We start from the raw sequence: 23,202 nt of genomic DNA, 5'->3' as shown, positions 1-23,202 counted from the left end.
TCAATCGACGGCGGACGTCTCAATCTTGTCCAGCTGGGCGGCTCGGCCTGCGACACGCCGCAGGTCCTGGCGCTGGGCGACTTCCTGCACCTCACGGCGCATGACGAGGTCAGCCAGGCTGATGCCGCTGAGGAATTCATGGATCTGCTGGCTGAGGTCGCACCACAGGTGGTGGGTCAGGCAGGTGTCACCGGCATGGCAGTCCCCGAGGCCCTGGCAGCGGGTGGCATCGACCGATTCGTTGACCGCATCGATGACCTGGGCCACCTGGATGGTTTCCATGCCCCGCGACAGTTGGTAACCACCGCCTGGACCACGCACGCTGGAGACCAGGCTGCTGCGGCGCAGCTTGGCGAACAGCTGTTCCAGATAAGAGAGGGAAATGCCCTGGCGCTCGGAAATGTCGGCCAAAGACACCGGCCCATGCTGCGCGTGCAACGCCAGGTCGAGCATGGCGGTCACGGCGTATCGGCCTTTGGTAGTCAGTCGCATGGCTATTGGGTACCACGGGAGTTTCGGGATGAGTGCGAGTATGCGATTCCCGAGCATTTAAGTCAACTATTAGACCTAGTGCTTTAGTCGGGTTTGCATCGGGGAGGCGGGCGCGATTGTAGCAGACAGGGGGCGTGAGCACACGCCCCGTATGTCACCACGCTTTCAGTACGGCGCAATCAATGCGACTGCGTGTCGCGCTGGGCCAACTCGGCCACTTCCTTGAAGTCATCTTCCGGCAGGGCTGGCAGCTCCTTGGCGCAATAATCGCTACCCATCCTGGTCAGTGCACCGCACATGCCCTCCAGCCGCTCGTCGACTGCCTGCAGGTGGTCGAGCATCTGGCCGATGGCACGGGCCACCGGGTCGGGCATGTCGCCACTGACGCCATAGGCATCAAAGCCGATTTTCTCGGCCATGGCCTTGCGCCTGGCCTCGAGCTCATTGTCTTCGCTCTTGACGATGATTCGCCCAGGGATTCCGACCGCCGTGGCGCCGGCCGGCACCGCCTTGGTCACCACCGCATTGGAGCCGATCTTGGCCCCGGCCCCGACGGTGAACGGCCCGAGCACCTTGGCCCCCGCCCCTACCACCACGCCGTTTTCCAGGGTGGGGTGACGCTTGCCTTTGTTCCAGCTGGTGCCGCCCAGGGTCACGCCCTGGTAAAGCGTGACATCGTCGCCGATCTCGGCGGTTTCGCCGATGACGATGCCCATGCCGTGGTCGATGAAGAAGCGCCGGCCAATGGTGGCGCCGGGGTGGATCTCGATGCCGGTCAGCCAGCGGCCGAAGTTCGACACCAGGCGGGCCAGCCACTTTAAATCACGCTTCCACAGGGCATTGCCCAGGCGGTGCAGCCAGATGGCGTGCATGCCCGGGTAGCAGGTGAGCACCTCGAAGGCGTTGCGCGCGGCAGGGTCACGGTGGAATACGCTTTGAATATCTTCACGCAGGCGTTCGAACATCTGTCAGTCCTTCCGTTTATGCGGCTCGCCCCGGACCACTTTCTGGGTCTCGGTTAGAATGCCGCGCAAAATGCTCATTTCCGAACGTTCAACCGCGACCCGCCCATACAGCCGGCGTAGGCGCGGCATCAGGTGCTTGGGCTTGTCGGGGTCAAGAAAGCCGATGCCGACCAGGGTTTTTTCCAGGTGGTCGTAGAACAGCTCCATTTCGTCCATGGTCGCCAGCTCGCTGGCGTCAACCTTCTCGACCTTGCCCGGCGCGGTGCCGGCGGCCAGCCAGGCCATGCGCACCTCGTAGGAGAGTACCTGGACAGCGGCGGCCAGGTTCAGCGAGCTGAAGTCGGGGTTGGAGGGAATGTGCACGTGGAAGTGACATCGCTGCAGTTCTTCGTTGGTCAGGCCGGCGTGTTCACGCCCGAACACCAGGGCGATTTCCTCGCCCCCGTTGGCATGCTCCACCGCCTTGGCCCCGCACTCGCGCGGGCCGATCAGCGGCCAGGGGATGCTCCGCTCACGGGCGCTGGTGCCCATCACCAGGTTGCAGCCGACCAGCGCCTGCTCGAGGCTGTCGACCACCTGGGCATTGGCCAGCACATCGTCGGCACCCGAGGCTCGGGCACTGGCATCCTCGGCGGGGAACGCTTTCGGCTGCACCAGCACCAGACGCGACAAGCCCATGTTTTTCATGGCTCGCGCAGCGCCGCCGATGTTGCCGGGGTGGCTGGTATTGACCAGAACAACACGAATATTTTGCAGCAAGGTGTTGTGCTCACAGATGCAGGAATCAGGGCCTTCGATCTTACAGAACCGACAGACGTAACGCCACGAAAGCAAATGTGACACTTCTGCCGCCAAAGTTTTCTGCTAGAATGATCGGCTTTCTTCTTTAACATCTCCAGGTGACCCGCCCATGCAGCCTATGCTGAATATCGCCCTGCGCGCCGCTCGCAGCGCCAGTGAACTGATTTTCCGCTCCATCGAACGCCTGGATAGCATCAAAGTCGATGAGAAAGAGGCCAAGGACTACGTTTCCGAAGTCGATCGCGCCGCCGAGCAGAGCATCGTCAACGCCCTGCGCAAGGCCTACCCGAACCACTCCATCCAGGGCGAGGAAACCGGCCTGCACGCGGGTAGCGGCGAAGAAGGCAAGGATTACCTGTGGATCATCGACCCGCTGGACGGCACCACCAACTTCCTGCGTGGCATCCCGCACTTCGCGGTCAGCATCGCCTGCAAATACCGTGGCCGCCTTGAGCACGCCGTGATCGTCGACCCGGTTCGCCAGGAAGAATTCACCGCCAGCCGTGGCCGTGGCGCCCAGCTCAACGGTCGCCGCCTGCGTGTCAGCTCGCGCACCAGCCTGGAAGGCGCCCTGCTGGGCACCGGCTTCCCGTTCCGCGACAGCCAGATGGCGGACCTGGACAACTACCTGGGCATGTTCCGCGCCCTGACTGGCCAGACCGCCGGCATCCGCCGCGCCGGCTCCGCCAGCCTGGACCTGGCCTACGTGGCTGCTGGCCGTTTCGACGCCTTCTGGGAGTCGGGCCTGTCCGAATGGGACATGGCGGCTGGCGTACTGCTGATTCAGGAAGCTGGCGGCCTGGTCAGCGACTTCAACGGTGGCCACGACTTCCTCGACAAGGGCCATATCGTTGCGGGCAACATCAAGTGCTTCAAGGCCGTGCTGACTGCCATCCAGCCGCACCTGCCAGAAAGCATGAAGCGCTAAGCGCGAATTGCAGATACGAAAAAAGCACCCAGCGGGGTGCTTTTTTTGTGCCTGTACCCCTATCCCAGGGCTTTCGGGATCCGTGTAGGAGCGGCCTTGTGTCGCGAAAGGGGTGCGAAGCAGCCCCGACAATCTCTGATATGCCACAGATCATGGGGGCGCTTCGCACCCCTTTCGCGACACAAGGCCGTTCCTACAAAGAGCAGACCGCGCCGGGCCTTACTGCCCGGCTTCGCTGAGAATCAGCTTGCCATTCTTGTCCACCGGAATGGTCGACCCGGGCTCGTGATCCATCTTCACCTGGCCCACCTTGTCGCCAATGGTGTACTTCACGTTGTAGCCCACCACTTTCTCACTGATGTCGTTGACTGTATTGCAGCGGGTTTGCGTGGTGGTGTAGGTGTCACGCTCCTGCATGCCTTCCTGCACCTTGTTACCGGCATAGCCACCACCGACCGCACCGGCCACGGTGGCGATCTTCTTGCCGCTACCACCACCGATCTGGTTGCCCAGCAGGCCACCGGCAATGGCGCCCACCACGGTACCGGCGATCTGGTGCTGGTCCTTGACCGGCGCCTGCCGCGTCACAGCGACATCCTTGCAGACCTCACGGGGAGTTTTTACCTGTTGTTTGATCGGTTGCACGTCGGTGACCTGCGCATATTCAGGCCCCTTGTTGACCAAGCTGTAGGTCGCGACAGCACCTCCGGCAGTCACACCGACAGCACCCAGTACCGCACCCACCAGCATTGATTTGTTCACATGAACCTCCTGATCATACCCGCGGGTCCGACCCGCCTTCTCCCAGCCTTGGAGCGAAAAAAAAGGCGCAAGTTCAACACTTGCGCCTTTTCGGCCGCCGGGCGGCATGCAGCATGCCTTATGGACGGTCGTCCACACCGTCGGTCTTGGCCGGCGGGATCAGGTCTTCACTGTTCAGGTTCAGCCAGATCAGCACCACGTTGGCGATGTAGATCGACGAGTAGGTACCGGCCATGACACCAATGAACAGGGCCAGCGAGAAGCCGAACAGGTTGTCGCCACCGAAGAACAGCAGCGCGGCAATGGCCAGCAAGGTCGAAACCGAGGTGGCGATGGTCCGCAACAGGGTCTGGGTGGTAGAAACGTTGATGTTCTCGATCAGCGAAGCCTTGCGCATGACGCGGAAGTTCTCGCGCACCCGGTCGAACACGACGATGGTGTCGTTCAGCGAGTAGCCGATGATCGCCAACACTGCCGCCAGCACGGTCAGGTCGAAGGTGATCTGGAAGAACGACAGGATACCCAGCGTCACCACCACGTCGTGGATCAGCGAGACGATCGCGCCCACCGCGAATTTCCACTGGAAGCGGAAGGCCAGGTAGATAAGGATGCCGCCCAGCGCCAGCAGCATACCCATGCCACCCTGGTCGCGCAGCTCTTCACCCACCTGCGGGCCAACGAACTCGACACGCTTGACCTTGGCAGGGTTGTCGCCGCCGGCCTTCTGCAGGGCTTCAGCTACCTTGTTGCCCAGTTGCGGGTCATCGCCCGGCATGCGCACCAGCAGGTCGGTGGTGGCGCCGAAGCTCTGCACCACCGCCTCGTGGAAGCCGGAGTTGACCAGCTCGGCACGCACCGCCTTGAGGTCGGCCGGGCGCTCGTAGGTCAGCTCGATCAGCGTACCACCGGTGAAGTCCAGGCCGAAGTTCAGGCCCTTCTGCCACCAGCTGAACAGCGCCAGCACGGTGAGGAGCACGGTAACGGCGAACGCAACATTGCGCACGCCCATGAAGTTGATGGTTTTCATCGCAGCTCCCTCAAACCCACAGCTTCTTGATGTCACGCCCGCCGCAGGTCAGGTTGACCATTGCACGGGTCACCATGACGGCGGTGAACATCGAGGTGAAAATCCCGAGGGACATGGTGACCGCAAAGCCCTTGACCGGGCCGGTACCCATGGCGAACAGGATGCCGCCGACCAGCAGGCTGGTCAGGTTGGCGTCGATGATCGCGGTGTAGGCGCGGTTGAAGCCTTCATGAATGGCGCGCTGCACCGACATGCCGGCGTTCAGCTCTTCGCGAATACGCGAGAAGATCAGCACGTTGGCGTCCACCGCCATACCCATGGTCAACACGATACCGGCAATACCCGGCAGGGTCAGGGTGGCACCCAGCAGCGACATCAGCGCCAGCAGCAGGACCATGTTGCCCGCCAGGGCAATGGTGGCGATCACACCGAAGGCACGGTAGATGGCGATGATGAACAGCGAGACGAACAGCATGCCCCACAGCGACGCATCGATACCCTTGGTGATGTTGTCGGCACCCAGGCTTGGGCCGATGGTACGTTCTTCAGCGAAGTACATCGGCGCAGCCAGACCACCGGCACGCAGCAGCAGGGCCAGTTCGGACGATTCACCCTGGCCGTTCAGGCCGGTGATGCGGAACTGGCTGCCCAGCGGCGACTGGATGGTCGCCAGGCTGATGATCTTCTTCTCTTCCTGGAAGCTCTGTACGGCAACGTCCTTCTCGACGCCGTCGACGGTCTGCTTGACGTAGCGGGTCACCGGCTTCTGCTCGATGAAGATCACCGCCATGCTGCGACCGACGTTGCTACGGGTAGCGCGGGTCATCAGCTCGCCACCGTGGCCATCCAGGCGAATGTTCACCTGCGGGCGCCCTTGCTCGTCGAAGCTGGCCTGGGCGTCGGTCACCTGGTCACCGGTGATGATCAGGCCGCGCTCGACCGCGGCGGAACGGCCGCCTTCACGGAACTCGAACACCTCGGTAGTGGCCTTGGACGCGCCCGGCTCGGCACCGAAGCGGAACTCCAGGTTGGCAGTTTTACCCAGGATACGCTTGGCTTCGGCAGTGTCCTGCACGCCTGGCAGCTCGACCACGATGCGGTTGGCGCCCTGGCGCTGGACCAGCGGCTCGGCCACGCCCAGTTCGTTGACCCGGTTACGGACGGTGGTGAGGTTCTGCTTGATCGAGTATTCGCGGATCTCGGCGACTTTCGCCTGGGTCAGCGCCAGACGCAGCACGGCGAGCTCGTTGCGCTCGGTGGTGGTCAGGTCGAAGTCATTGAAATTCTTGCGGATCAGGGCACGAGCCTGTTCGCGGGTAGCATCGTCTGCGAAGCCCAGCATGATGCCGCCATCCTGCTGAGGCAGGCTGCGGTAGCGGACGCGCTCTTTGCGCAGCAAGGTCTTGACCTCGCCTTCGTAGACTTTCATGCGGGCGCTCATGGCCTTGTCCATGTCCACTTCCAGCAGGAAGTGCACACCACCGGACAGGTCCAGGCCCAGCTTCATCGGGCTTGCGCCCAGGTTGCGCAGCCATTGCGGGGTAGTCTGGGCCAGGTTCAGGGCCACGACGTAATCATCGCCCAGTGCCTTGCGCACTACATCCTTGGCTGGCAGCTGATCTTCCTGACTGGTCAGACGGATCAGCCCACTGCCCTTCTCACCCAGGCTTGCACCCTTGACGGCGATCTTGGCATCGCCCAGCGCCTTGCTGACGCGGTCGAGGTCGGCCTGGTTCACCTGCAGCGCCGAGCTGGCACCACTGATCTGTACCGCCGGATCATCCGGGTAGAGGTTGGGAGCGGAATAAATAAAACCGATCGCCAGTACCAGCACGATCAGTGCGTATTTCCACAGAGGGTATTTGTTCAGCATCACGCCGCCCGTTCAAGACGCGGGGCGCTTTGCGCGCCCCGACTGGAAAAATGAAACCCGTAACTCAGATAGCCTTGAGCGTACCTTTTGGCAGGGTGGCCGCGATGGCACCCTTCTGGAACTTCAGCTCGACGCTGTCGGAAACTTCCAGTACCACGAAGTCATCGGAAACCTTGACGATCTTGCCGGCGATGCCGCCGTTGGTGACAACTTCGTCACCCTTCTGCAAGTTGCTCAGCAGGTTCTTCTGCTCTTTTGCACGCTTGGCCTGCGGGCGCCAGATCATCAGGTAGAAGATGACCAGGAAACCGACCAGGAAAATCCACTCGAAACCGGTACCGGCTGGGCCGGCGGCAGGTGCTGCAGCGTCCGCGTATGCGGCGGGGATCAAGAAGCTCATTGGGCACTCCTAATGTAATTTTCTAATAATGGATGCAGACAGTCAGTCCAAAGGCGGTACGGGAAGCCCGCGCTTGGCGTAGAAGGCGTCGACAAAGGCGGCCAATTTACCCTGTTGAATAGCCTCGCGTAAACCGGCCATCAAGCGCTGGTAATGGCGCAAGTTGTGGATGGTATTCAGCATGCTGCTCAGCATTTCGCCGCACTTGTCCAGGTGATGGAGATAGGCGCGGGAGAAGTTGGTGCAGGTATAGCAGTCGCAGGTCGGATCCAGCGGCGATTCATCGTGGCGATGGAACGCGTTGCGGATCTTGATCACCCCCGTATCGACGAACAGATGACCGTTGCGCGCGTTACGCGTGGGCATCACGCAGTCGAACATGTCGACGCCGCGGCGCACACCCTCAACGAGATCCTCAGGTTTGCCTACCCCCATAAGGTAACGAGGTTTGTCAGCCGGCATCTGGCCCGGCAGGTAATCCAGCACCTTGATCATTTCGTGCTTGGGTTCGCCCACCGACAGGCCACCGATGGCCAGACCGTCGAAGCCGATGTTTTCCAGGCCTTCCAGCGAGCGCATGCGCAGGTCCTGGTACATGCCGCCCTGGACGATACCGAACAGCGCCGCGGTGTTGTCGGCGTGGGCGTTCTTCGAGCGCTGGGCCCAGCGCAGCGACAGCTCCATGGACGCTCGCGCCACATCGTGCTCGGCCGGGTACGGGGTGCACTCGTCGAAGATCATCACCACGTCCGAACCCAGGTCACGCTGCACCTGCATCGACTCTTCCGGGCCCATGAACACCTTGGCGCCATCGACCGGCGAGGCGAAGGTCACGCCCTCTTCCTTGATCTTGCGCATGGCGCCCAGGCTGAACACCTGGAAACCACCGGAGTCGGTAAGGATCGGGCCTTTCCATTGCATGAAATCGTGCAGGCCGTTGTGCTTCTTGATCACCTCGGTGCCCGGGCGCAGCCACAGGTGGAAGGTGTTACCGAGGATCATCTCGGCGCCGATGGCCTCGATGTCGCGCGGCAGCATGCCCTTGACCGTGCCATAGGTGCCCACTGGCATGAACGCCGGGGTTTCCACGGTGCCGCGTGGGAAGGTGATGCGGCCACGACGGGCCTTGCCGTCGGTGGCCAGCAGTTCGAAGGACATTCGACAGGTGCGACTCATGCTTGATCCTCGGGCCCGCGTGGCGCCGGATTGCGGGTGATGAACATGGCATCACCGTAACTGAAGAAGCGGTACCCCTGCTCGACCGCCGCCGCATAGGCGGCCATGGTCTCGGGGTAGCCGGCGAAGGCCGAGACCAGCATCAGCAGCGTGGACTCCGGCAGGTGGAAGTTGGTGACCAGGGCGTCGACCACATGGAATGGCCGGCCCGGGTAGATGAAGATGTCGGTGTCGCCGCTGAAGGCCTTGAGCACGCCATCGCGCGCCGCGCTCTCCAGCGAGCGCACGCTGGTGGTGCCGACCGCGATCACCCGGCCGCCACGGGCGCGGCACGCTTCGATGGCCTCGACCACATCCTGGCTCACTTCGAGCCACTCTTTATGCATGTGGTGGTCTTCGATCTTGTCGACCCGCACCGGCTGGAAGGTGCCCGCGCCCACGTGCAAGGTAACGAAAGCCCGCTCGACGCCCTTGGCGGCGATCTTTTCCAGCAGCGCCTCGTCAAAGTGCAGGCCAGCGGTGGGCGCGGCGACCGCACCGGCGCGTTCAGCGTACACGGTCTGGTAGCGCTCACGGTCGGCGCCCTCGTCCGGGCGGTCAATGTACGGCGGCAGCGGCATATGGCCGACGCGGTCGAGCAATGGCAGCACCTCTTCGGTGAAGCGCAGCTCGAACAGCGTGTCATGGCGCGCGACCATTTCGGCCTCGCCGCCGCCATCGATGAGGATCACCGCGCCTTCTTTCGGCGCCTTGCTGGCACGCACATGGGCCAGCACCCGGTGGCTATCGAGCACACGCTCGACCAGCACTTCCAGCTTGCCGCCGGAGGCTTTCTGGCCGAACAGGCGCGCCGGGATGACCCGGGTGTTGTTGAACACCATGAGGTCGCCCGGGCGCAGGTACTCGAGCAGGTCGGGAAATTGCCGGTGCGCCAGCGCGCCGGTTGGCCCATCGAGCACCAGCAGACGGCTGCCATGGCGCTCGGCCAACGGGTGGCGGGCGATCAGGGAATCGGGGAGTTCGAAGGAAAAATCGGCGACGCGCATGATGATGTTCGGTTCGGCAGGGCCGGGAAGTTTAGCCCAATGTGTGAAAATTGACCATGAAAGCCGATTGACCGACCAGCGGTGGCTCTCTATACTGCGCGCCACATGCCCTGATGGCGGAATTGGTAGACGCGGCGGATTCAAAATCCGTTTTCGAAAGGAGTGGGAGTTCGAGTCTCCCTCGGGGCACCAAGATCCGGAAAAAACCGACCTTATGGTCGGTTTTTTTGTGCCTGCGATTTCAGCTTCCCATCAGCGCCAACGATCCAGCTGCCCCTGCGCACGGCTGCTGAAGAGGCTCAGCAGCTCGCGCAGGGTATGCGCTGGCGGTTCGTCAGTGCGGGTTACCGCATACAGGGTGATCGGCAGCGCCGGGGCCAAAGGACGAATCGCGGTCGCCCCAGGCGCCGCGCCAAGGGCGGTGAAGGGGTCGATGACCGCCAGCCCAGCACCGGATTCGACCATCGCCCTGGCCAGTGAATAGGTCTGCACCGCAATGCTCACCCGCGGCGGCGGCTCCACCGCCTTGAGATAGCTGTCGAGGCGCACCGACAGCGGGTCGGCGCTGGACAGCCCGATCAAGGGTGCACCGGCCAGTGCCGTCAACGGCAGCGGCTTGCCTTCATCTTCCGGCGGCCAATAATCTGCCGGTGCCAACGCCACCAACACCCCGCTGGCCAGCGCCTGGGCCTTGAGCGCAGGGTGATCTGGCTGTTGCAGGGTCAGGGCGACATCGATCTCCCGCATCAACAGGTTCTGCACCAGTTCGCGACTGTGAGCACTGGACAGCTCGCAAGCGATGTCCGGATAACGCCGGGTCCACTCATGAATGGCCGGCGGCAGCAGCGACAGGGCCAGTGCCGGGGTCGCACCGATCCGCAGGGTGTGGCCCGGCGCGCGACGCAGGCTTTGCGCCAGGCGTCGCACCCCTTGCAGGCTCTCGGTGACCTTGTCGACCTCACGCTCCAGCTCCAGCGCTTCGGGCGTGGGCTGCAGTTTGCCACGCACCCGCAGGAACAACGGAAAGCCCAGTTGCTGTTCCGCGTGCTGCAGAACCTTGGTCACAGCGGGTTGGGAAACATGCAGCAACTGTGCAGCACCGCTGACCGAACCGGTCTGGCGGATAGCCTGGAAAATCTCGATATGGCGAAGACGCATGGCAAGTCCATAACCTTTGTTTATGGCTCAGCGATCTTTATTCATTTTTCGCCACCTGTCACCTGGCCCTAACCTCAGGCTCGTTTCAACAACGACCTAGGACTGACATGGCTCAGCATGTATGCATCATCGGCGGTGGCGTCATTGGCCTGGCAACCGCTTACGCACTGGTACGCGACGGCTTTGACGTTACGCTGGTCGAGGCGCGCGATTCGCTGGGCAGTGAAACCAGCTTCGCCAACGGCGGCCAGCTGTCCTATCGCTACGTGGCGCCGCTGGCCGACGCTGGTGTGCCCTTGCAGGCCATTGGCTGGATGCTGCGTGGCGACTCGCCGCTCAGATTGCGCCCGCGCTTCGATCCTGCCCAGTGGCGGTGGATGGCCTCATTCCTCGGGGCTTGCCGCTCTTCGGTCAACCGCGCCAATGCAGGCCATCTGTTGCGCCTCGCGCTGTTGAGCCAGTCGACCTTGCAAGCCTGGCGAGAAGAAGATGGCCTGGGTGGTTTCCACTGGCGGCGCAACGGCAAGCTGGTCACCTTCCGCCAGGCCGGCAGCTTCGAACATGCGCGCAAGCACCTTGCCGCGCCCCAGCAACAACAGGTGCTGTCGCACGCTGACTGCATCCTTCTGGACCCGGCACTGGCAGAGGCCCCCTTTGTCGGCGCCATCTATACCCCGGATGAAGAAGTCGGCGATTGCCACGGCTTTTGCCAGCAACTGGCGGCGCGCTTGCAGGCTTCGGGACGCTGCAGATTCCGCCTGGGCCAGGCGGTGTCCGGCATTCGCCATGCCCATGGCGTGGTGAGTGCGATCGAACTGGGCGACGAGGTGCTGCCGGTGGAGCATCTGGTCCTTGCGGCCGGCCACCGCAGTGCCTTGCTGGCTCTGCCGGGTGTCGATCTGCCGCTGTACCCGCTCAAGGGTTACAGCCTGACAGTACCGATCGGCGCCCAGCACCGGGCGCCGGACCTGAGCATCACCGACTACGACCGCAAGATCGTCTACGCCCGGATCGGTGAACAGTTGCGGGTGGCGGCGATGGTCGACATTGTCGGTTTCGACCCGTCGCTGGACCCCAAGCGCCTGGCCTTGCTGAAACGCCAGGCCCGCGAGACCTTCGCCAATGCCGGTAATTATGACTACGCCATCGAATGGGCCGGCATGCGTCCAGCTACCCCTAGCGGCGTGCCGCTGCTGGGCGCAACGGCGTATCGCAACCTGTGGCTGAACCTTGGCCATGGTGCACTGGGCTTCACCCTGGCCTGCGCCAGTGCACGATTACTCAGTGAACTGATAGGCCAACGCCGCCCCTCCATTGACCTGCAGGGTTTTACGCCCCGTGCGGCTTGAACACTCACACCTGGAAAGGACCACCCGATGACCATTCACCGTATCCAGCCCAACCCACGCTTGTCCGGCGCCGTGACATTTGGCGACCTGGTGTTTCTCTCCGGCCAGGTGCCGGACGATGCCACCGATGTCGGCGGCCAGACGCGCCAGGTACTGGAAAAGATCGACGCATTGTTGGCCGAGGCCGGCAGCGACAAGGACCATCTGCTCAGCGCGACCATTTACCTGAAGGACATCGGCAACGATTTCGCGGCAATGAATGACGTCTGGTCTGCCTGGCTATCGCCCGCCCAGGCGCCCAGTCGTACCACCTTGCAGGCCGAACTGGCGCGCCCGCAAGTGCTGGTGGAAATAACCATCATCGCGGCACGTCGCTAATCCCCCCACCTGCAACGGAGAATAACAATGCAAAAAATCACGTTGATCGGCTGCACCCTCGCCCTGTTGCTAGGCACTCAGGCCCATGCTGACGAAGCAGCGCTGGGGCCTACCTTGAGCAAGATCGCCAACGCCAACAGCATCACCCTGGGCTATCGCGACGCTTCAGTGCCGTTCTCCTACGTGGGCGATCACTCGGGCCAACCCATGGGCTACTCGGTAGACCTGGCGAACAAGATCGTCGAGCGGGTACAGCAGAAGCTGGCCTTGCCCCAGCTCAAGGTGAAGTACAACCTGGTGACATCGCAAACCCGCATTCCGCTGGTGCAGAACGGCACCGTCGACCTGGAATGCGGCTCGACCGGCGTCACCGCAGAGCGACAGAAGCAGGTGGCGTTTTCCTATGGGTTCATCTATGTCAAAGGCCAGTTGCTGACCGCCAAGGACAGCGGGATCAAGCACTTCGCCGACCTGCGCGGCAAGAATGTGGTGACCACTGCCGGCACTACCAACGAACGTTACCTGAAGAGCTACAACGTCGATAACAAGATGGACATGTCCGTGATCAGCGCCAAGGACCATGGCGAAGCGTTCCAGATGTTGCAGTCTGGCCGGGCAGCGGCGTTCTACATGGACGATGCCCTGCTCTATGGCGAACGCGCCAAGGCCCGCGACCCGCACAACTGGGTGGTGGTCGGCGAAGAGCAGTCGCGGGAAATCTACAGCTGCATGGTGCGCAAGGATGACCCACAGTTCCTGGCGCTGGTAAATGCAGCGCTGGGCGAGCTGTACAGCTCAGGGGAAATCAACGGGATCTACCAGCGCTGGTTCCAACAGCCGATTCCGCCCAAAGGCTTGAACCTGGAGTTCCCGATGACCAGCGAACTCAAGGCCATCTTTGCCAAGCCGGTGAGTGACCCGGTGCAGTAACTTCAGTATCCCTCCCCTTCCGCTAAACGGCAGTGACCTGCAAGGGTCACTGCCAAAAGCCGCTTCCGAGTGAGCGTTTTCATCGCCATGGCGGTCATGCCTGCCGGCCGCCGTATCCATCACGCAACCGCGTTGCCCGCCAGCTCCCACCCTTCAGGCCGCAGCGTGTGCCATTCGCTGACCTGTTGATAGGCATGGCCGATGCGCAGGATCAGTGGCTCGGCGAACGCTTGCCCCACAACCTGCATCGAGACCGGCATACCCTTTTCATCGAACCCGATGGGCAGCGCCACCGAACACAGGTTCATCAAGTTGGCGAACCGCCCCAACAACGCCAGTGGCGTGCCATATTCGTCGACCTCCTCCAACGGCACGCTGCCAATAGCGTTGGTCGGGAAAACGCAGGCGTCGATGTTGGCCATCGCCTCCTGCATGGCTTGCCGGGCGGCGCGGCGCTGATTGTGCAACTGGATATACGCCGCCGCGTCGATGGCGCGACCACTGAGTATGCGACGTTGGACATGGGGGTCGAAACGCAGGTCGTCGCGCTCGAACAAGCTGCCCAGGCTGGCATAACCCTCGGCGCTCATCAGCCCGCCAGCGATGCGCATGCACTGCTCCAGAGACGTGGGCAGCGGTTGTTCGATCAATTGCATGCCCAACGCGGCCAGCTGCTTGAGTCCCTGGTCGTAAGCCTTCAGTACGCCGGGAGCAATATGCGCGCGTTCCGCCTGCGGCAGCACCCAGATGCGCAAGCCGGCTACCGGCCGGCCAAGACCGGCAGCGGCGCTGAATACCGGTGCCTGGGCCGCAACCGGGTCCAGCGGGTCCGGGCCTAGCAAGGCATCCAGCATCCACGCCGCATCTTCAACCGTGTGCGTGATAGGCCCGACCGAGTCCAGCGAAGGGCACAGCTCGATCAAGCCATGGCGGCTGACCAGGCCACGCGTGGTTTTCAGCCCGACCAGGCCGCACATGCCCGCCGGAATGCGCACCGAGCCGCCGGTATCGGTCCCCAGCGCAGCGCTCGCCAGGCCGCTGGCCACGGCCACTGCCGAGCCACTGCTGGAGCCACCCGGAGCGCGATGTACATTGCGGTCCCACGGGTTCCACGGCGTGCCCATCACCGCGTTGGTGCCCCAGCCACCGAAAGCAAATTCGACCGTTTGGGTCTTGCCAAGAATGATTGCGCCGGCACGCTCCAGGCGTTGCACCGCAGTGGCGGTCAACCTCGAAACGCGCGGTTCCTGCGCCAATGAGCCACCGGTAATGGCCTGGCCATCGATCTCGAACAAGTCCTTGATCGCCACGGGAATGCCATGCAGCGGCCCCAGGTGTATGCCGGACGCACGTTGACGATCCGCAGCAATCGCCGCGCTCAAGGCCCGCGAGGGATAGGCCTCGACATAGGCATTCAGTTGCTCGTCAAAACGCTCGATGCGCGCCAGTTGCGCCCGCACCAGCGCTTCGCTGGTCAGCGAGCCGGCCCGCAGCGCCTGCTGCAACTGGCCAATGCTGTGGAAAGTTACCTGATCCATGGTGTTCATAGGTTCAACCTCGCACGGTTTTGCGCCCGCGTGAAATGTGCTTTTCAAGCACACGCGACAGCATTGAAAGAGGGAAGGCGATAACGAAATAGAACAGCCCTACCAGCAGGAAGACATGCATTGGCAGGAAGGTTTCCGAAGCGATGGCCCGCGCTGCCAGCATCAACTCATCGGTGGCAATCAGGGCGCACAGCGAGCTGTCCTTGAGGATCGACACGTAGGCGTTGAGCAGGGGCGGCAATATGACCCGAAACACTTGCGGCAGGATGACGCTGGTGAACGCTTTGAGTGGCGTCAGGCCAATGGCGATAGCCGCTTCGCGCTGGCCGCGATGCAGCGAATCCAGGCCGCCACGGAGGATTTCCGCAACGTATGCGGCCCCCTGCAAACCCAGGCCGATGGCCCCGGCCCAATAGCCGGACAAGGTCAACCCCAGGCTGGGCAGCGCGAAGTACAGGGCCAGCAGCAACGCCAGAAGCGGTACTGCACGCATGCTCTGGATAAAGAACGCTGCCAACCGCTTCAGGATCGCGCTCGGGCTTCGCATCGCCCAGACCAACAACGCCCCCAGCACGACCGCCAGGGCGAACCCTAACAGCGACAATTCGGCGGTGATCCGTGCACCGAGCATCAGGCGGACGCTCCAGTCGCTCCAGTACTCCGGGTATTGTTGAAAGAAACTGATCATCGCGCACTCCCCAGATGACGTTCGAGCCGAAGGAATCCCACACCGATCGGCACAATCATCACGGCGTAGATGCACATCACTGCCAGGTAGATCAGCGAAGTCTGGAAGGTGGAGGTCACCAGATTACGCGCCAGGAACATGATCTCCGGCACGGCAATGGCTGAGGCGATGGAGGTGTCCTTGACCAGTTGCGTGACGTAGTTGGCGAACGCTGGCAAGGTCACGCGCAGGGCCTGGGGCAAGAGAATGCAGCGCAGAATCTGCATCCGGCCAAGGCCGACAGCCAACCCGGCTTCATGCTGGCCGACATGCAACGACTGCAAGCCACTGCGGAAAATGTCGGCCAATACCGCACTGCCCACCAGGCTCAAGCCAAGGATGGCGGCCAGCCACGCGGGCAAGTTGATGCCAAGGTAGGAGAGACCGAAATAGATCAGGAACAGGTGCGCCAGCGCAGGCACATTGCGCATCCACTCAATGAAGCAGCCGATCACGCCATGCAGCAGCCGTGAGCGACCGAATGTCAGCAACACGGCAAGCACCACGCCGCCGGCACTTGCCAGCAGCAAGGTGCACAGCGCGATTTCCAGGGCGGTGAGCGCGCCTTTCAACAGCAGGGGCAATAGCCCGAGAAACACTTCGAAGTTCGCCATCAAGCGCCCTCCATGGCCATGCGCCCAAGAAAACTGCGGGTACGCTCATGACGTGGACTGTCGATTACCTGCGCCGAAGGCCCTTGCTCGACAATGTGCCCACCGTCCATGAAGATCACCCGGTCCGCCACATCCCGGGCGAAGCGCACTTCGTGGGTCACCATGATCATGGTGCGGCCCTCTTGCGCAAGCTCACGAATCACGGCCAGCACTTCCCCCACCAGTTCGGGGTCCAGTGCCGAGGTTGGCTCGTCGAACAGGATGACCTTGGGTTGCTGGGCCAACGCGCGGGCGATAGCCACTCGCTGCTGCTGCCCGCCGGACAACTGCTCGGGGTAGACCTCGGCCTTGTGCCGCAGGTGGACTTTTTCCAGCATGGCATCAGCCAGCTCGTAGGCCTGCTTGCGCGGCATGCCCTGCGCCTTGATCGGCCCCAGCGCGACGTTGTCGCGCACAGTCAGATGTGGCCAGAGGTAGAAAAGCTGAAACACCATGGCGATCTCGCGCCGCTGTGGGGCCATTTCCCGATCGCTCATCAGGCGTATGCGCTTGCCGTCCCTGACCTGACCGATCAGCTCGTCGCCCAGCCAGATATCGCCGCGGGTGGGCTTTTCCAGGTAATTGATGCACCGCAGGCAAGTGGACTTTCCCGACCCGCTGGGGCCGATCAACGACAGCGTTTCACCGGCTTTCAACTCCAGGTCGATGCCCTTGAGCACTTCCAGATCACCATAACTTTTGTGCAGGTCATGCACGCGCAGCAACGCAGGTTCGGACGGCGTCGACATCTTGGTTAACCTCTTTATTGTTATAGGTATGGCGATGAACCGGCACGGGCAACCAGGCCGATTCATCCGCTCATGCGCTTACTGGCAGCCAGGCAGTTGCCAGTCGGCCGGGCGGTCGACTCCCACCCTCAGGTTGTTGCCTTGCGGCACATACCAGACATCCTGGGACAAGCCGTAGCGGGCACCGATCTTGCGCATTTCACAGCTTTTCCAGAGGCTCTGGATCTGCTCGTTGACCGCGGCCACCAACTGCGGGCTGGCCTCTTTATTGAAGCCGTACACCACCTGTCCCAGGCCGGTCAGCAGTGGGAAATCCGGATCGTTGTCGGTGAACGCGTTGAAGCGCAGGTGCCATTGCTGGTTGCGGAAAATGGCGTACTGCATGACTGGCGGGTCGCCAATCACGGCATCGATACGCCCGGCGAGCAGATCGCGCACTGCGGCATCGGAGGTGTCGTACAGCGCTACCTGCAAGCCTTCGATCTTGCGCATCTCGGGAATGAACGAGAACCCCGTGATAGTGCCGACCTTCTTGCCCTGCAAATCCTTGAGGCTGTTCCAGTTGGTCTTGTCGGTCTGGGTGATGCCGTTCTTGAAATAGTGAATCGGGTCACTCACGGTCATGATCTTCGCGCGCTGCACGGTCCAGCCCATAGTGCCGGCCATGACATCCACGCGGTTGGCTTGTACCGAGGCAATGGTACTGGCCCAGTCCATCAAGGCCGGCTTTACCTTCAAACCCAGCTTCTCGGATATTTGTTGAAGGATTTCACCGTCGTAGCCGACCAGCCGGCTGTCCTGATAACCGGTCCCGGGCATATCCCCGGTGAACGCGACGGTCAGGCTGCCCGGCTCTACCGTTTCCAGTGCGAAGGCCGGTAGCGAGGCCAGCATGGCAACCAGCAAACCCGCATGAATACTGGCAAACCGTCGAACATTGGGCTTGTTCATCACGTGCTCCTTGATTGTTTTTTTTTATGAACAGCATGGTGCTGGGCTAGCGCTCATCGTATGGTGATCAGCGGCATAACTGGTTGGATGGTTTGCAGGAATGATTGAATATTTGCGACATTTCGGAGATGCACTGCCCAACGCCTCCAGCGCAAGCCTCGTGGAAGCGCTGGACAAGGGGCAGGCACGACATCCGCCAAGCCGACGCGGCGCCGCCGAGCTGTCTATCGGTATCGTGCTATGGCCACGCTTCCCCCTGCTATCACTCTCGGGGCTGACCGATGCGTTGCGCCATGCTGCCGATACCGGCGATCAGAGCCGTCCGATACGATGCCAATGGAAAGTTCTCGGCACCCCCGGGCAAAGGGTCGTTTCCAGTTGCGGGCTGGACGTACCCGTCGACAGTGAACTCGGCAACCCTCATCAATTCGATTACATCGTGGTGATTGGCGGGCTACTGGATTACCTGGAGACTGCGCCGAAGACCTATGCGGCATTCCTGCATCAGGCAGCCGCCGCTGACGTGCCGTTGATCGGCTTGTGCACAGGCAGCTTCGTGCTTGCGCGACACGGCCTGATGGAGGGGCGTACTGCCTGCGTGCATGCCTACCATTGCGATGACTGGAAACGCCTGTTTCCCAGATTGCGCTTTGTCAGCAACAGTGACTTCCTCATCGACAAGGACCGCATCACCTGCGCCGGCGGTATCTCGGTGATCGAGTTGGCCATCCATCTTATCGGGATGCATTGCGGCCCGGATCGGGCCGGCAAGGTCGTTCACCAGATGACAGTCGCGAAAAACAGCTCTGGCAGCTTCGTCGATCGGCGCAAGGCACTTGGCTACGCCAGCGCTTCGAACAGGCGCCTGCACGAAGCCGTGATGCTGATGGAAAAGCACATGACCGAGCCTTTGGACATCGACGCGATCGCGAACCTTGTCGGTACCAGTAAACGGCAGCTGGAGCGGCTGTTTGTCGCCGAAACCGGTAGCACGCCGGCCCAGTTCTATCGCCAGGTCCGACTCCGGTTTGGCCGCTGGCTGCTCATCAGCTCGGATCGACATATCGGAGAAATCGCTTTTGAATGCGGTTTTGCCGATGCTCCCCATTTCATTCGGCATTTCCAGAACCTGTTCGGCATGTCCCCCGGCAAATTGCGCAAAGAACTGCTGCGAAATGCGACCCCGACCAAGGGGGAAACAGCTTCATGAACCGTGAATATCGAGCCGTCGCCGGGCAGAATATGACTTCACGGACCAGCCAGCATACAAGGACTTGCCATGCACCTGACCCACCGCCCCGTACAGCCCGACGATATCGCTGAAATCTGCAGCTTCCCGCAAAGCCCGGCCGAACTGTTCTACATGTTCCCCAAAGCCGACTACCCCCTCACCCCCGCGCAACTGAGCAATGCCATCGCCCAACGCAGCAGCTCCACGGTGGTGGAAGGCAACGGCACGGTGCTGGCCTTCGCCAACTTCTACAAGGCCGAACACGGCGGCGTGTGCGCCCTGGGCAACGTGGTCGTGGCCCCCGCCGCACGCGGCCACGGCGTAGCGCGCTACCTGGTAAACGCCATGATCGAACTGGCCCGCCAACATTTCGCAGCCCGGGAGGTATGGGTGTCGTGCTTCAACCACAACACAGCGGGCCTGCTGCTTTATCCACAGCTGGGCTTCGTGCCGTTCGGCATCGAGGAACGGCAGGCGCGGGATGGCTCGCGGGTGGCGTTGGTGCAGATGAAACAGGTGTTGATTCAGCCCGGCTGAGTCAGCGTGGCACTGCATGGGGCTGGACGAGAAGATTCAGAATACCTTGCAACAATCAGCCGCCGAACCTTCGCCCTACCTCGACGTCGGATCCTGCATCTACCCGTTTTCGAGGTACCCCGCGTGAAAGACATCATCGTCCGCAAGTACCGCCTGGCCGTGAAGACCATCGGCTATATCGGCTGGTCGCTGTTCTGGCTGCTGATCTGGGATGTGCTGGTCACCATCGACTTCATGCTGTTCTTCAACAGCAAGTTCACCCTGCCGCTGATCCCGTTGACCTTGCTGGGTTCTGCGCTAGTGGTGCTGGTCAGTTTTCGCAACAGCAGCGCCTACAACCGCTGGTGGGAGGCACGCACCTTGTGGGGGGCGCTGGTCAACAGTTCGCGCAGCTTCGCCCGGCAGGCGCTGACCCTGATCGATGACCCGGACGATGGCCTGAACCCGGTCAAGGCAACCCTGCTGCGCCGGCATATCGCCTATGTGAACTGCCTGGCGGCGCACCTGAAGGGTGAGCGCTGCCCGGACGAACTGATGGCGTTCATCCCGCCGGCGGAATTCGAGCGGCGCAACCGCTCGAACAATTTTGCCAACGACATCCTCAGCGGCTCGGCGGCGCTGCTGGCGCGGGAGTATCAGGCAGGCCGGCTGGACAGCATTCGCCTGGCGCGCTTGGAGTCGACGCTGGTAGACCTGTCCAATGCCCAGGGTGGCATGGAGCGGATCGCCAATACGCCGCTGCCCTACCCTTATGTGTATTTCCCGCGGCTGTTCATCACCCTGTTCTGCCTGATCGTGCCGGTGGGGCTGGTGGAGTCGCTGGGCTGGTTCACGCCGCTGGCTTCGACGGTGGTGGGGTTCATGCTGCTGGCCATCGAGCGGATCGGGACGGATCTGCAGAGCCCGTTCAGGCTCAGTGAGCACCAGATTCAGATGGACAGCATTTGCGAGACGATCGAACGGAACCTAGAGTCGATGCAGCGGGAAGCGCAGTGTGGGGAGTTGGCTTAGTGCCAGACCTCAAGGGCCCTATCGCGGGCAAGCCAGCTCCCACAGGGGCAGTGGGATCCTGCGACCTTGCACAGTACCTGTGGGAGCTGGCTTGCCGGCGATAGGGCCGCAACGCGGCCCCGGCAATCTGTCAGGCCCGCACATAGCGCTGACGCAACACATCACTCAACGCATCCACCAGCAATACCAGCACCAGCATACCCATGATCACCGTACTGGCCTGGGCCTCCTGGAACAGGCTCAAGGTGGTATACAGCATCTGCCCCAACCCGCCAGCCCCGACAAAACCCAGCACGCTGGCCATGCGGATGTTGTTCTCCCACCGATACAGGCTGTAAGCCAACAGCTGCGGCCACAGATTGGGCAAGGTGCCAAAGCAGAACGCCGCCACCTGGCTGCCGCCCTGCAGGCGGATGGCCGCAGCCGGCTCCGGCGGTGCGTTCTCCAGCGCTTCGGCAAACAGCCGGCCCAGCACGCCAGCAGTATGCAGCGCCAACGCCAGGGTACCGGCATTCGGCCCAAGCCCGGCCGCCAGTACCGTCAGCGCGGCCCACACCAGCTCCGGGATGGCCCGCAAGGCATTCAGCAGCAGCCGCGCGCAGGCCTGCAATGGCCAACCGAAGCGGCCAGCGGCCGGCAGCGCCAACAGCATGCCCAGCACCATCGCCAACAAGGTGCCCAGGCCCGACATGGCCAGGGTTTCCAACGCCCCGTGCGCCACCGCGCGCAGGTGACCGGCAGACAGGTCCGGGTGCAGGAAACGCCCGGCATAGTCGCCCATCTGCCCCAGCCCGCCGTTGCCGACCAGCGCCTGCAAGTCCAGCTCCAGGTAGGCGAACGAGGCCATCACCGCAGCCACGATGGCGCCTAGCACCAGCCAATTGATGACCCGGTTCATGCCAGCCTCCAGCGCAGAACACGACTGAGCAGGTCGGCCAGCATCACCAGGACCAGGAACGTCAGCAGCATGCTCGCCACTTCCGCACCCGCAAACATGCGCATCGACAGGTCAATCTGCTGCCCCAGCCCGCCAGCACCGACAAAGCCCATCACCACCGAGGCACGTACCGCGCACTCCCAGCGGTACACGGTGTAGGACACCACTTCGGACACTGCACTGGGCAGTATGCCGTAGAGAAATGCAGCCAGGCGCCCACTGCCCGCCTGCAGCAAGGCATGGGCCGGGCGCTGGTCGACCGACTCGAAGATCTCGGCATAGACCTTGCCAAGCATGCCGCTGTAGGTGATGGCGATGGCCAGCACGCCCGCCGTCGGCCCCAGCCCCACGGCCCGCACGAACAGCAATGCCCAGACGATCTCCGGCACACTGCGCAGGAAAATCAGCAACCAGCGCACCGGCAGGCGCAGCAGGCGCGACCACAACTCGGCGCGACCGCCACGGGAGGCTGCGCGCAGCGACAGGGCACGGCTGGCAAGCAGGCCGGCAGGGACCGCCAGCAGCAACGCCAACGCCATGCCGACCGTGGCCACGGCCAGGGTCTGCAAGGTGGCTTCATACAGCAGCGAAAGGAACTCGGCATCGTGTGCCGGCGGCCAGAAGGCGCGGGTGAAACTGGCGATCTGCTGGCGGTTCTCCGCCTGCAGCAGCACCCCGGGGTTCAGTTCGCTCAGCTGAATGCCAGGCCACAGCACGGCTACGGCCAGCAGGGTCAACAGCAACCGCGGCAACAAGGCCGGGTCGCGCGCGTCGGCCTTCAGCATCGCGGAATCTGCACAGTCAGGGTCGCCCCCTGGGTTGGCGGTGAAGCCAGTTGTTCATTGGCGTACAGCGCATCCAGCAATTGCTCGGTAACGGCTTCGGCCGGGCAGTCGAACGCCACCTGCCCTTCGCGAATACCAATCACCCGCGGGAAGTGCGCCAGCGCCAGCTCCACGGCATGCAGGCTCGCCACCAGGGTCACACCATTGGCCTGTGCATGGCGGTTGAGCAACGCCAGGCTGTGGTCAGCCAGCACCGGGTCCATGGCCGACACCGGCTCATCGGTCAGCAACACCTGCGGCCGCTGGTACAACGCTCGGGCAATACCCACCCGTTGCAACTGGCCACCGGACAATTGCCCGCACTGCACGAACAGTTTGTCGGCCAGGCCCAGTTCGGCCAGGGCTTGGCGCGCCCCAGGCACATCACTGGGGTACAGCAGGTTGAGCAGGCCGCGCAGCACACCCCACTGCCCCAGGCGGCCGGCCAGCACCGCCGTCACCACCCGCTGGCGCGGTGGCAAAGGTGGTGCCTGGTGCACCAGGCCTACCCGCGCACGCAGGCGCTGGCGGGCCCTGGCGGATAACGCCCAGGGCTGCTCGCCGAGCAGCTCCAGGCGCCCGCTACTGGGCTGGACGGCGGTCGCCATCAGGTGCAGCAAGCTGGACTTGCCCGCCCCCGAAGGCCCGATGATGGCGACGCGCTCGCCCTGGCCGATGCTCAGGCTCACGGCATCAAGCGCACGCACCGGGCCATGGCGCAGCCCGGCCCCGTGCAGTTGGATAGCCACG

25 protein-coding genes and 1 tRNA gene are annotated in these 23,202 nt (G+C 62.7%); 8 read left to right on the top strand and 18 right to left on the bottom strand.

The genetic code is table 11. The features are described 5' to 3' along the window. The 3 genes from iscR to trmJ form a co-directional block, all read right to left on the bottom strand. A complete protein-coding gene (gene iscR, locus CAF70_RS08190; protein ID WP_051099959.1) occupies positions 1 to 492 on the bottom strand; it encodes a Fe-S cluster assembly transcriptional regulator IscR in 492 nt (163 codons plus the stop codon). Between the two features lie 179 nt (positions 493 to 671). Continuing rightward, entirely contained in the window at positions 672 to 1,457 is a 786-nt protein-coding gene (gene cysE, locus CAF70_RS08185) for a serine O-acetyltransferase (RefSeq protein WP_085623871.1), read from the bottom strand. 3 nt (positions 1,458 to 1,460) lie between these two features. Next, the gene (trmJ, locus tag CAF70_RS08180; RefSeq protein ID WP_085623869.1) at positions 1,461 to 2,216 is read right to left on the bottom strand and encodes a tRNA (cytosine(32)/uridine(32)-2'-O)-methyltransferase TrmJ; all 756 of its coding nucleotides are present in this window, start codon (positions 2,214 to 2,216) and stop codon (positions 1,461 to 1,463) included. Positions 2,217 to 2,367: 151 nt separating this feature from the next. Here trmJ and suhB point away from each other — a divergent pair, with 151 nt between their 5' ends. Then, entirely contained in the window at positions 2,368 to 3,186 is an 819-nt protein-coding gene (suhB, locus tag CAF70_RS08175) for an inositol-phosphate phosphatase (protein ID WP_051099956.1), read from the top strand. A gap of 219 nt (positions 3,187 to 3,405) precedes the next feature. Here suhB and CAF70_RS08170 read toward each other — a convergent pair whose 3' ends face one another. The 6 genes from CAF70_RS08170 to queA all read right to left on the bottom strand — a co-directional run bounded on the left by CAF70_RS08170 (position 3,406) and on the right by queA (position 9,470). Next, complete coding sequence (locus CAF70_RS08170; protein ID WP_085623867.1) at positions 3,406 to 3,948, bottom strand: glycine zipper 2TM domain-containing protein; 543 nt, start codon at positions 3,946 to 3,948, stop codon at positions 3,406 to 3,408. A 118-nt stretch (positions 3,949 to 4,066) separates the two neighbouring features. Beyond that, positions 4,067 to 4,975: a protein translocase subunit SecF gene (gene secF, locus CAF70_RS08165; RefSeq protein WP_085623865.1), complete on the bottom strand. Its 909-nt coding sequence runs from the start codon at positions 4,973 to 4,975 to the stop codon at positions 4,067 to 4,069. A gap of 10 nt (positions 4,976 to 4,985) precedes the next feature. Further along, positions 4,986 to 6,848: a protein translocase subunit SecD gene (gene secD, locus CAF70_RS08160; protein ID WP_085623863.1), complete on the bottom strand. Its 1,863-nt coding sequence runs from the start codon at positions 6,846 to 6,848 to the stop codon at positions 4,986 to 4,988. Between the two features lie 64 nt (positions 6,849 to 6,912). After that, the gene (yajC, locus tag CAF70_RS08155; RefSeq protein ID WP_085623861.1) at positions 6,913 to 7,248 is read right to left on the bottom strand and encodes a preprotein translocase subunit YajC; all 336 of its coding nucleotides are present in this window, start codon (positions 7,246 to 7,248) and stop codon (positions 6,913 to 6,915) included. 42 nt (positions 7,249 to 7,290) lie between these two features. After that, a complete protein-coding gene (gene tgt / locus CAF70_RS08150) occupies positions 7,291 to 8,406 on the bottom strand; it encodes a tRNA guanosine(34) transglycosylase Tgt (protein ID WP_172827479.1) in 1,116 nt (371 codons plus the stop codon). A 14-nt stretch (positions 8,407 to 8,420) separates the two neighbouring features. Next, the gene (gene queA, locus CAF70_RS08145; protein WP_085623859.1) at positions 8,421 to 9,470 is read right to left on the bottom strand and encodes a tRNA preQ1(34) S-adenosylmethionine ribosyltransferase-isomerase QueA; all 1,050 of its coding nucleotides are present in this window, start codon (positions 9,468 to 9,470) and stop codon (positions 8,421 to 8,423) included. A gap of 107 nt (positions 9,471 to 9,577) precedes the next feature. Between queA and CAF70_RS08140 the strand changes: the two genes are divergently transcribed. Then, positions 9,578 to 9,662 (top strand) — tRNA-Leu (locus CAF70_RS08140). A gap of 60 nt (positions 9,663 to 9,722) precedes the next feature. On the opposite strand, the gene CAF70_RS08135 is transcribed toward CAF70_RS08140, so the two are convergent. Further along, complete coding sequence (locus tag CAF70_RS08135) at positions 9,723 to 10,628, bottom strand: LysR family transcriptional regulator (protein WP_085623857.1); 906 nt, start codon at positions 10,626 to 10,628, stop codon at positions 9,723 to 9,725. A gap of 107 nt (positions 10,629 to 10,735) precedes the next feature. Between CAF70_RS08135 and CAF70_RS08130 the strand changes: the two genes are divergently transcribed. The 3 genes from CAF70_RS08130 to CAF70_RS08120 are packed head-to-tail and all read left to right on the top strand — an operon-like array spanning position 10,736 to position 13,285. Further along, complete coding sequence (locus CAF70_RS08130; RefSeq protein ID WP_085623854.1) at positions 10,736 to 11,977, top strand: D-amino acid dehydrogenase; 1,242 nt, start codon at positions 10,736 to 10,738, stop codon at positions 11,975 to 11,977. A 27-nt stretch (positions 11,978 to 12,004) separates the two neighbouring features. Beyond that, positions 12,005 to 12,355 carry a RidA family protein gene (locus tag CAF70_RS08125; protein ID WP_085623852.1) on the top strand — a complete coding sequence of 117 codons (351 nt, stop codon included), beginning with the start codon at positions 12,005 to 12,007 and terminating at the stop codon, positions 12,353 to 12,355. A 27-nt stretch (positions 12,356 to 12,382) separates the two neighbouring features. Next, on the top strand, positions 12,383 to 13,285 hold the full coding sequence (locus CAF70_RS08120) for a transporter substrate-binding domain-containing protein (RefSeq protein WP_085623850.1): 903 nt from the start codon (positions 12,383 to 12,385) through the stop codon (positions 13,283 to 13,285). Between the two features lie 119 nt (positions 13,286 to 13,404). Here the strand turns inward: CAF70_RS08120 and CAF70_RS08115 are convergent, their stop codons facing one another. From CAF70_RS08115 to CAF70_RS08095, 5 genes are all read right to left on the bottom strand, one after another. After that, positions 13,405 to 14,832 carry an amidase gene (locus tag CAF70_RS08115; RefSeq protein ID WP_085623848.1) on the bottom strand — a complete coding sequence of 476 codons (1,428 nt, stop codon included), beginning with the start codon at positions 14,830 to 14,832 and terminating at the stop codon, positions 13,405 to 13,407. Positions 14,833 to 14,836: 4 nt separating this feature from the next. Next, a complete protein-coding gene (locus CAF70_RS08110; protein WP_085623846.1) occupies positions 14,837 to 15,520 on the bottom strand; it encodes an amino acid ABC transporter permease in 684 nt (227 codons plus the stop codon). Next, complete coding sequence (locus CAF70_RS08105) at positions 15,517 to 16,173, bottom strand: amino acid ABC transporter permease (RefSeq protein WP_085623844.1); 657 nt, start codon at positions 16,171 to 16,173, stop codon at positions 15,517 to 15,519. The genes CAF70_RS08110 and CAF70_RS08105 overlap by 4 nt, the downstream gene beginning before the upstream one ends. After that, the gene (locus CAF70_RS08100) at positions 16,173 to 16,961 is read right to left on the bottom strand and encodes an amino acid ABC transporter ATP-binding protein (RefSeq protein WP_085623842.1); all 789 of its coding nucleotides are present in this window, start codon (positions 16,959 to 16,961) and stop codon (positions 16,173 to 16,175) included. The genes CAF70_RS08105 and CAF70_RS08100 overlap by 1 nt, the downstream gene beginning before the upstream one ends. A gap of 78 nt (positions 16,962 to 17,039) precedes the next feature. Then, the gene (locus CAF70_RS08095; RefSeq protein ID WP_143491568.1) at positions 17,040 to 17,912 is read right to left on the bottom strand and encodes an ABC transporter substrate-binding protein; all 873 of its coding nucleotides are present in this window, start codon (positions 17,910 to 17,912) and stop codon (positions 17,040 to 17,042) included. A 100-nt stretch (positions 17,913 to 18,012) separates the two neighbouring features. Here CAF70_RS08095 and CAF70_RS08090 point away from each other — a divergent pair, with 100 nt between their 5' ends. The 3 genes from CAF70_RS08090 to CAF70_RS08080 all read left to right on the top strand — a co-directional run bounded on the left by CAF70_RS08090 (position 18,013) and on the right by CAF70_RS08080 (position 20,691). Continuing rightward, on the top strand, positions 18,013 to 19,122 hold the full coding sequence (locus CAF70_RS08090; protein WP_085623840.1) for a GlxA family transcriptional regulator: 1,110 nt from the start codon (positions 18,013 to 18,015) through the stop codon (positions 19,120 to 19,122). A gap of 69 nt (positions 19,123 to 19,191) precedes the next feature. Then, a complete protein-coding gene (locus CAF70_RS08085) occupies positions 19,192 to 19,680 on the top strand; it encodes a GNAT family N-acetyltransferase (RefSeq protein ID WP_085623838.1) in 489 nt (162 codons plus the stop codon). A 123-nt stretch (positions 19,681 to 19,803) separates the two neighbouring features. Continuing rightward, on the top strand, positions 19,804 to 20,691 hold the full coding sequence (locus CAF70_RS08080) for a bestrophin family protein (RefSeq protein WP_085623836.1): 888 nt from the start codon (positions 19,804 to 19,806) through the stop codon (positions 20,689 to 20,691). A gap of 130 nt (positions 20,692 to 20,821) precedes the next feature. On the opposite strand, the gene phnE is transcribed toward CAF70_RS08080, so the two are convergent. The 3 genes from phnE to CAF70_RS08065 are packed head-to-tail and all read right to left on the bottom strand — an operon-like array spanning position 20,822 to position 23,201. Further along, complete coding sequence (gene phnE / locus CAF70_RS08075; protein WP_085623835.1) at positions 20,822 to 21,589, bottom strand: phosphonate ABC transporter, permease protein PhnE; 768 nt, start codon at positions 21,587 to 21,589, stop codon at positions 20,822 to 20,824. Beyond that, on the bottom strand, positions 21,586 to 22,413 hold the full coding sequence (locus tag CAF70_RS08070) for an ABC transporter permease (protein WP_085623833.1): 828 nt from the start codon (positions 22,411 to 22,413) through the stop codon (positions 21,586 to 21,588). Before CAF70_RS08070 ends, phnE begins: the two co-directional genes overlap by 4 nt. Further along, positions 22,407 to 23,201 carry a phosphonate ABC transporter ATP-binding protein gene (locus CAF70_RS08065; protein WP_085624222.1) on the bottom strand — a complete coding sequence of 265 codons (795 nt, stop codon included), beginning with the start codon at positions 23,199 to 23,201 and terminating at the stop codon, positions 22,407 to 22,409. Before CAF70_RS08065 ends, CAF70_RS08070 begins: the two co-directional genes overlap by 7 nt. Position 23,202: the final 1 nt, after the last annotated feature.

The organism is Pseudomonas sp. B19(2017) (assembly GCF_002113165.1).
GTDB lineage: Bacteria > Pseudomonadota > Gammaproteobacteria > Pseudomonadales > Pseudomonadaceae > Aquipseudomonas.
The sequence above is the reverse complement of the archived record's forward strand: the minus strand, read 5'-3'. Positions and strand labels throughout refer to the sequence as shown.

Bases quoted from the DNA above. Each gene is read 5' to 3' on its own strand.
- CAF70_RS08070 (WP_085623833.1), bottom strand. From the start codon at position 22,413: ATGCTGAAGGCCGACGCGCGCGACCCGGCCTTGTTGCCGCGGTTGCTG.
- CAF70_RS08125 (WP_085623852.1), top strand. From the start codon at position 12,005: ATGACCATTCACCGTATCCAGCCCAACCCACGCTTGTCCGGCGCCGTG.
- phnE (WP_085623835.1), bottom strand. From the start codon at position 21,589: ATGAACCGGGTCATCAATTGGCTGGTGCTAGGCGCCATCGTGGCTGCG.
- CAF70_RS08120 (WP_085623850.1), top strand. From the start codon at position 12,383: ATGCAAAAAATCACGTTGATCGGCTGCACCCTCGCCCTGTTGCTAGGC.
- CAF70_RS08100 (WP_085623842.1), bottom strand. From the start codon at position 16,961: ATGTCGACGCCGTCCGAACCTGCGTTGCTGCGCGTGCATGACCTGCAC.
- CAF70_RS08090 (WP_085623840.1), top strand. From the start codon at position 18,013: ATGATTGAATATTTGCGACATTTCGGAGATGCACTGCCCAACGCCTCC.
- tgt (WP_172827479.1), bottom strand. From the start codon at position 8,406: ATGTCCTTCGAACTGCTGGCCACCGACGGCAAGGCCCGTCGTGGCCGC.
- cysE (WP_085623871.1), bottom strand. From the start codon at position 1,457: ATGTTCGAACGCCTGCGTGAAGATATTCAAAGCGTATTCCACCGTGAC.
- CAF70_RS08110 (WP_085623846.1), bottom strand. From the start codon at position 15,520: ATGATCAGTTTCTTTCAACAATACCCGGAGTACTGGAGCGACTGGAGC.
- iscR (WP_051099959.1), bottom strand. From the start codon at position 492: ATGCGACTGACTACCAAAGGCCGATACGCCGTGACCGCCATGCTCGAC.
- CAF70_RS08095 (WP_143491568.1), bottom strand. From the start codon at position 17,912: ATGAACAAGCCCAATGTTCGACGGTTTGCCAGTATTCATGCGGGTTTG.
- secD (WP_085623863.1), bottom strand. From the start codon at position 6,848: ATGCTGAACAAATACCCTCTGTGGAAATACGCACTGATCGTGCTGGTA.
- secF (WP_085623865.1), bottom strand. From the start codon at position 4,975: ATGAAAACCATCAACTTCATGGGCGTGCGCAATGTTGCGTTCGCCGTT.
- CAF70_RS08085 (WP_085623838.1), top strand. From the start codon at position 19,192: ATGCACCTGACCCACCGCCCCGTACAGCCCGACGATATCGCTGAAATC.
- yajC (WP_085623861.1), bottom strand. From the start codon at position 7,248: ATGAGCTTCTTGATCCCCGCCGCATACGCGGACGCTGCAGCACCTGCC.
- CAF70_RS08115 (WP_085623848.1), bottom strand. From the start codon at position 14,832: ATGAACACCATGGATCAGGTAACTTTCCACAGCATTGGCCAGTTGCAG.
- CAF70_RS08135 (WP_085623857.1), bottom strand. From the start codon at position 10,628: ATGCGTCTTCGCCATATCGAGATTTTCCAGGCTATCCGCCAGACCGGT.
- queA (WP_085623859.1), bottom strand. From the start codon at position 9,470: ATGCGCGTCGCCGATTTTTCCTTCGAACTCCCCGATTCCCTGATCGCC.
- CAF70_RS08105 (WP_085623844.1), bottom strand. From the start codon at position 16,173: ATGGCGAACTTCGAAGTGTTTCTCGGGCTATTGCCCCTGCTGTTGAAA.
- suhB (WP_051099956.1), top strand. From the start codon at position 2,368: ATGCAGCCTATGCTGAATATCGCCCTGCGCGCCGCTCGCAGCGCCAGT.
- CAF70_RS08130 (WP_085623854.1), top strand. From the start codon at position 10,736: ATGGCTCAGCATGTATGCATCATCGGCGGTGGCGTCATTGGCCTGGCA.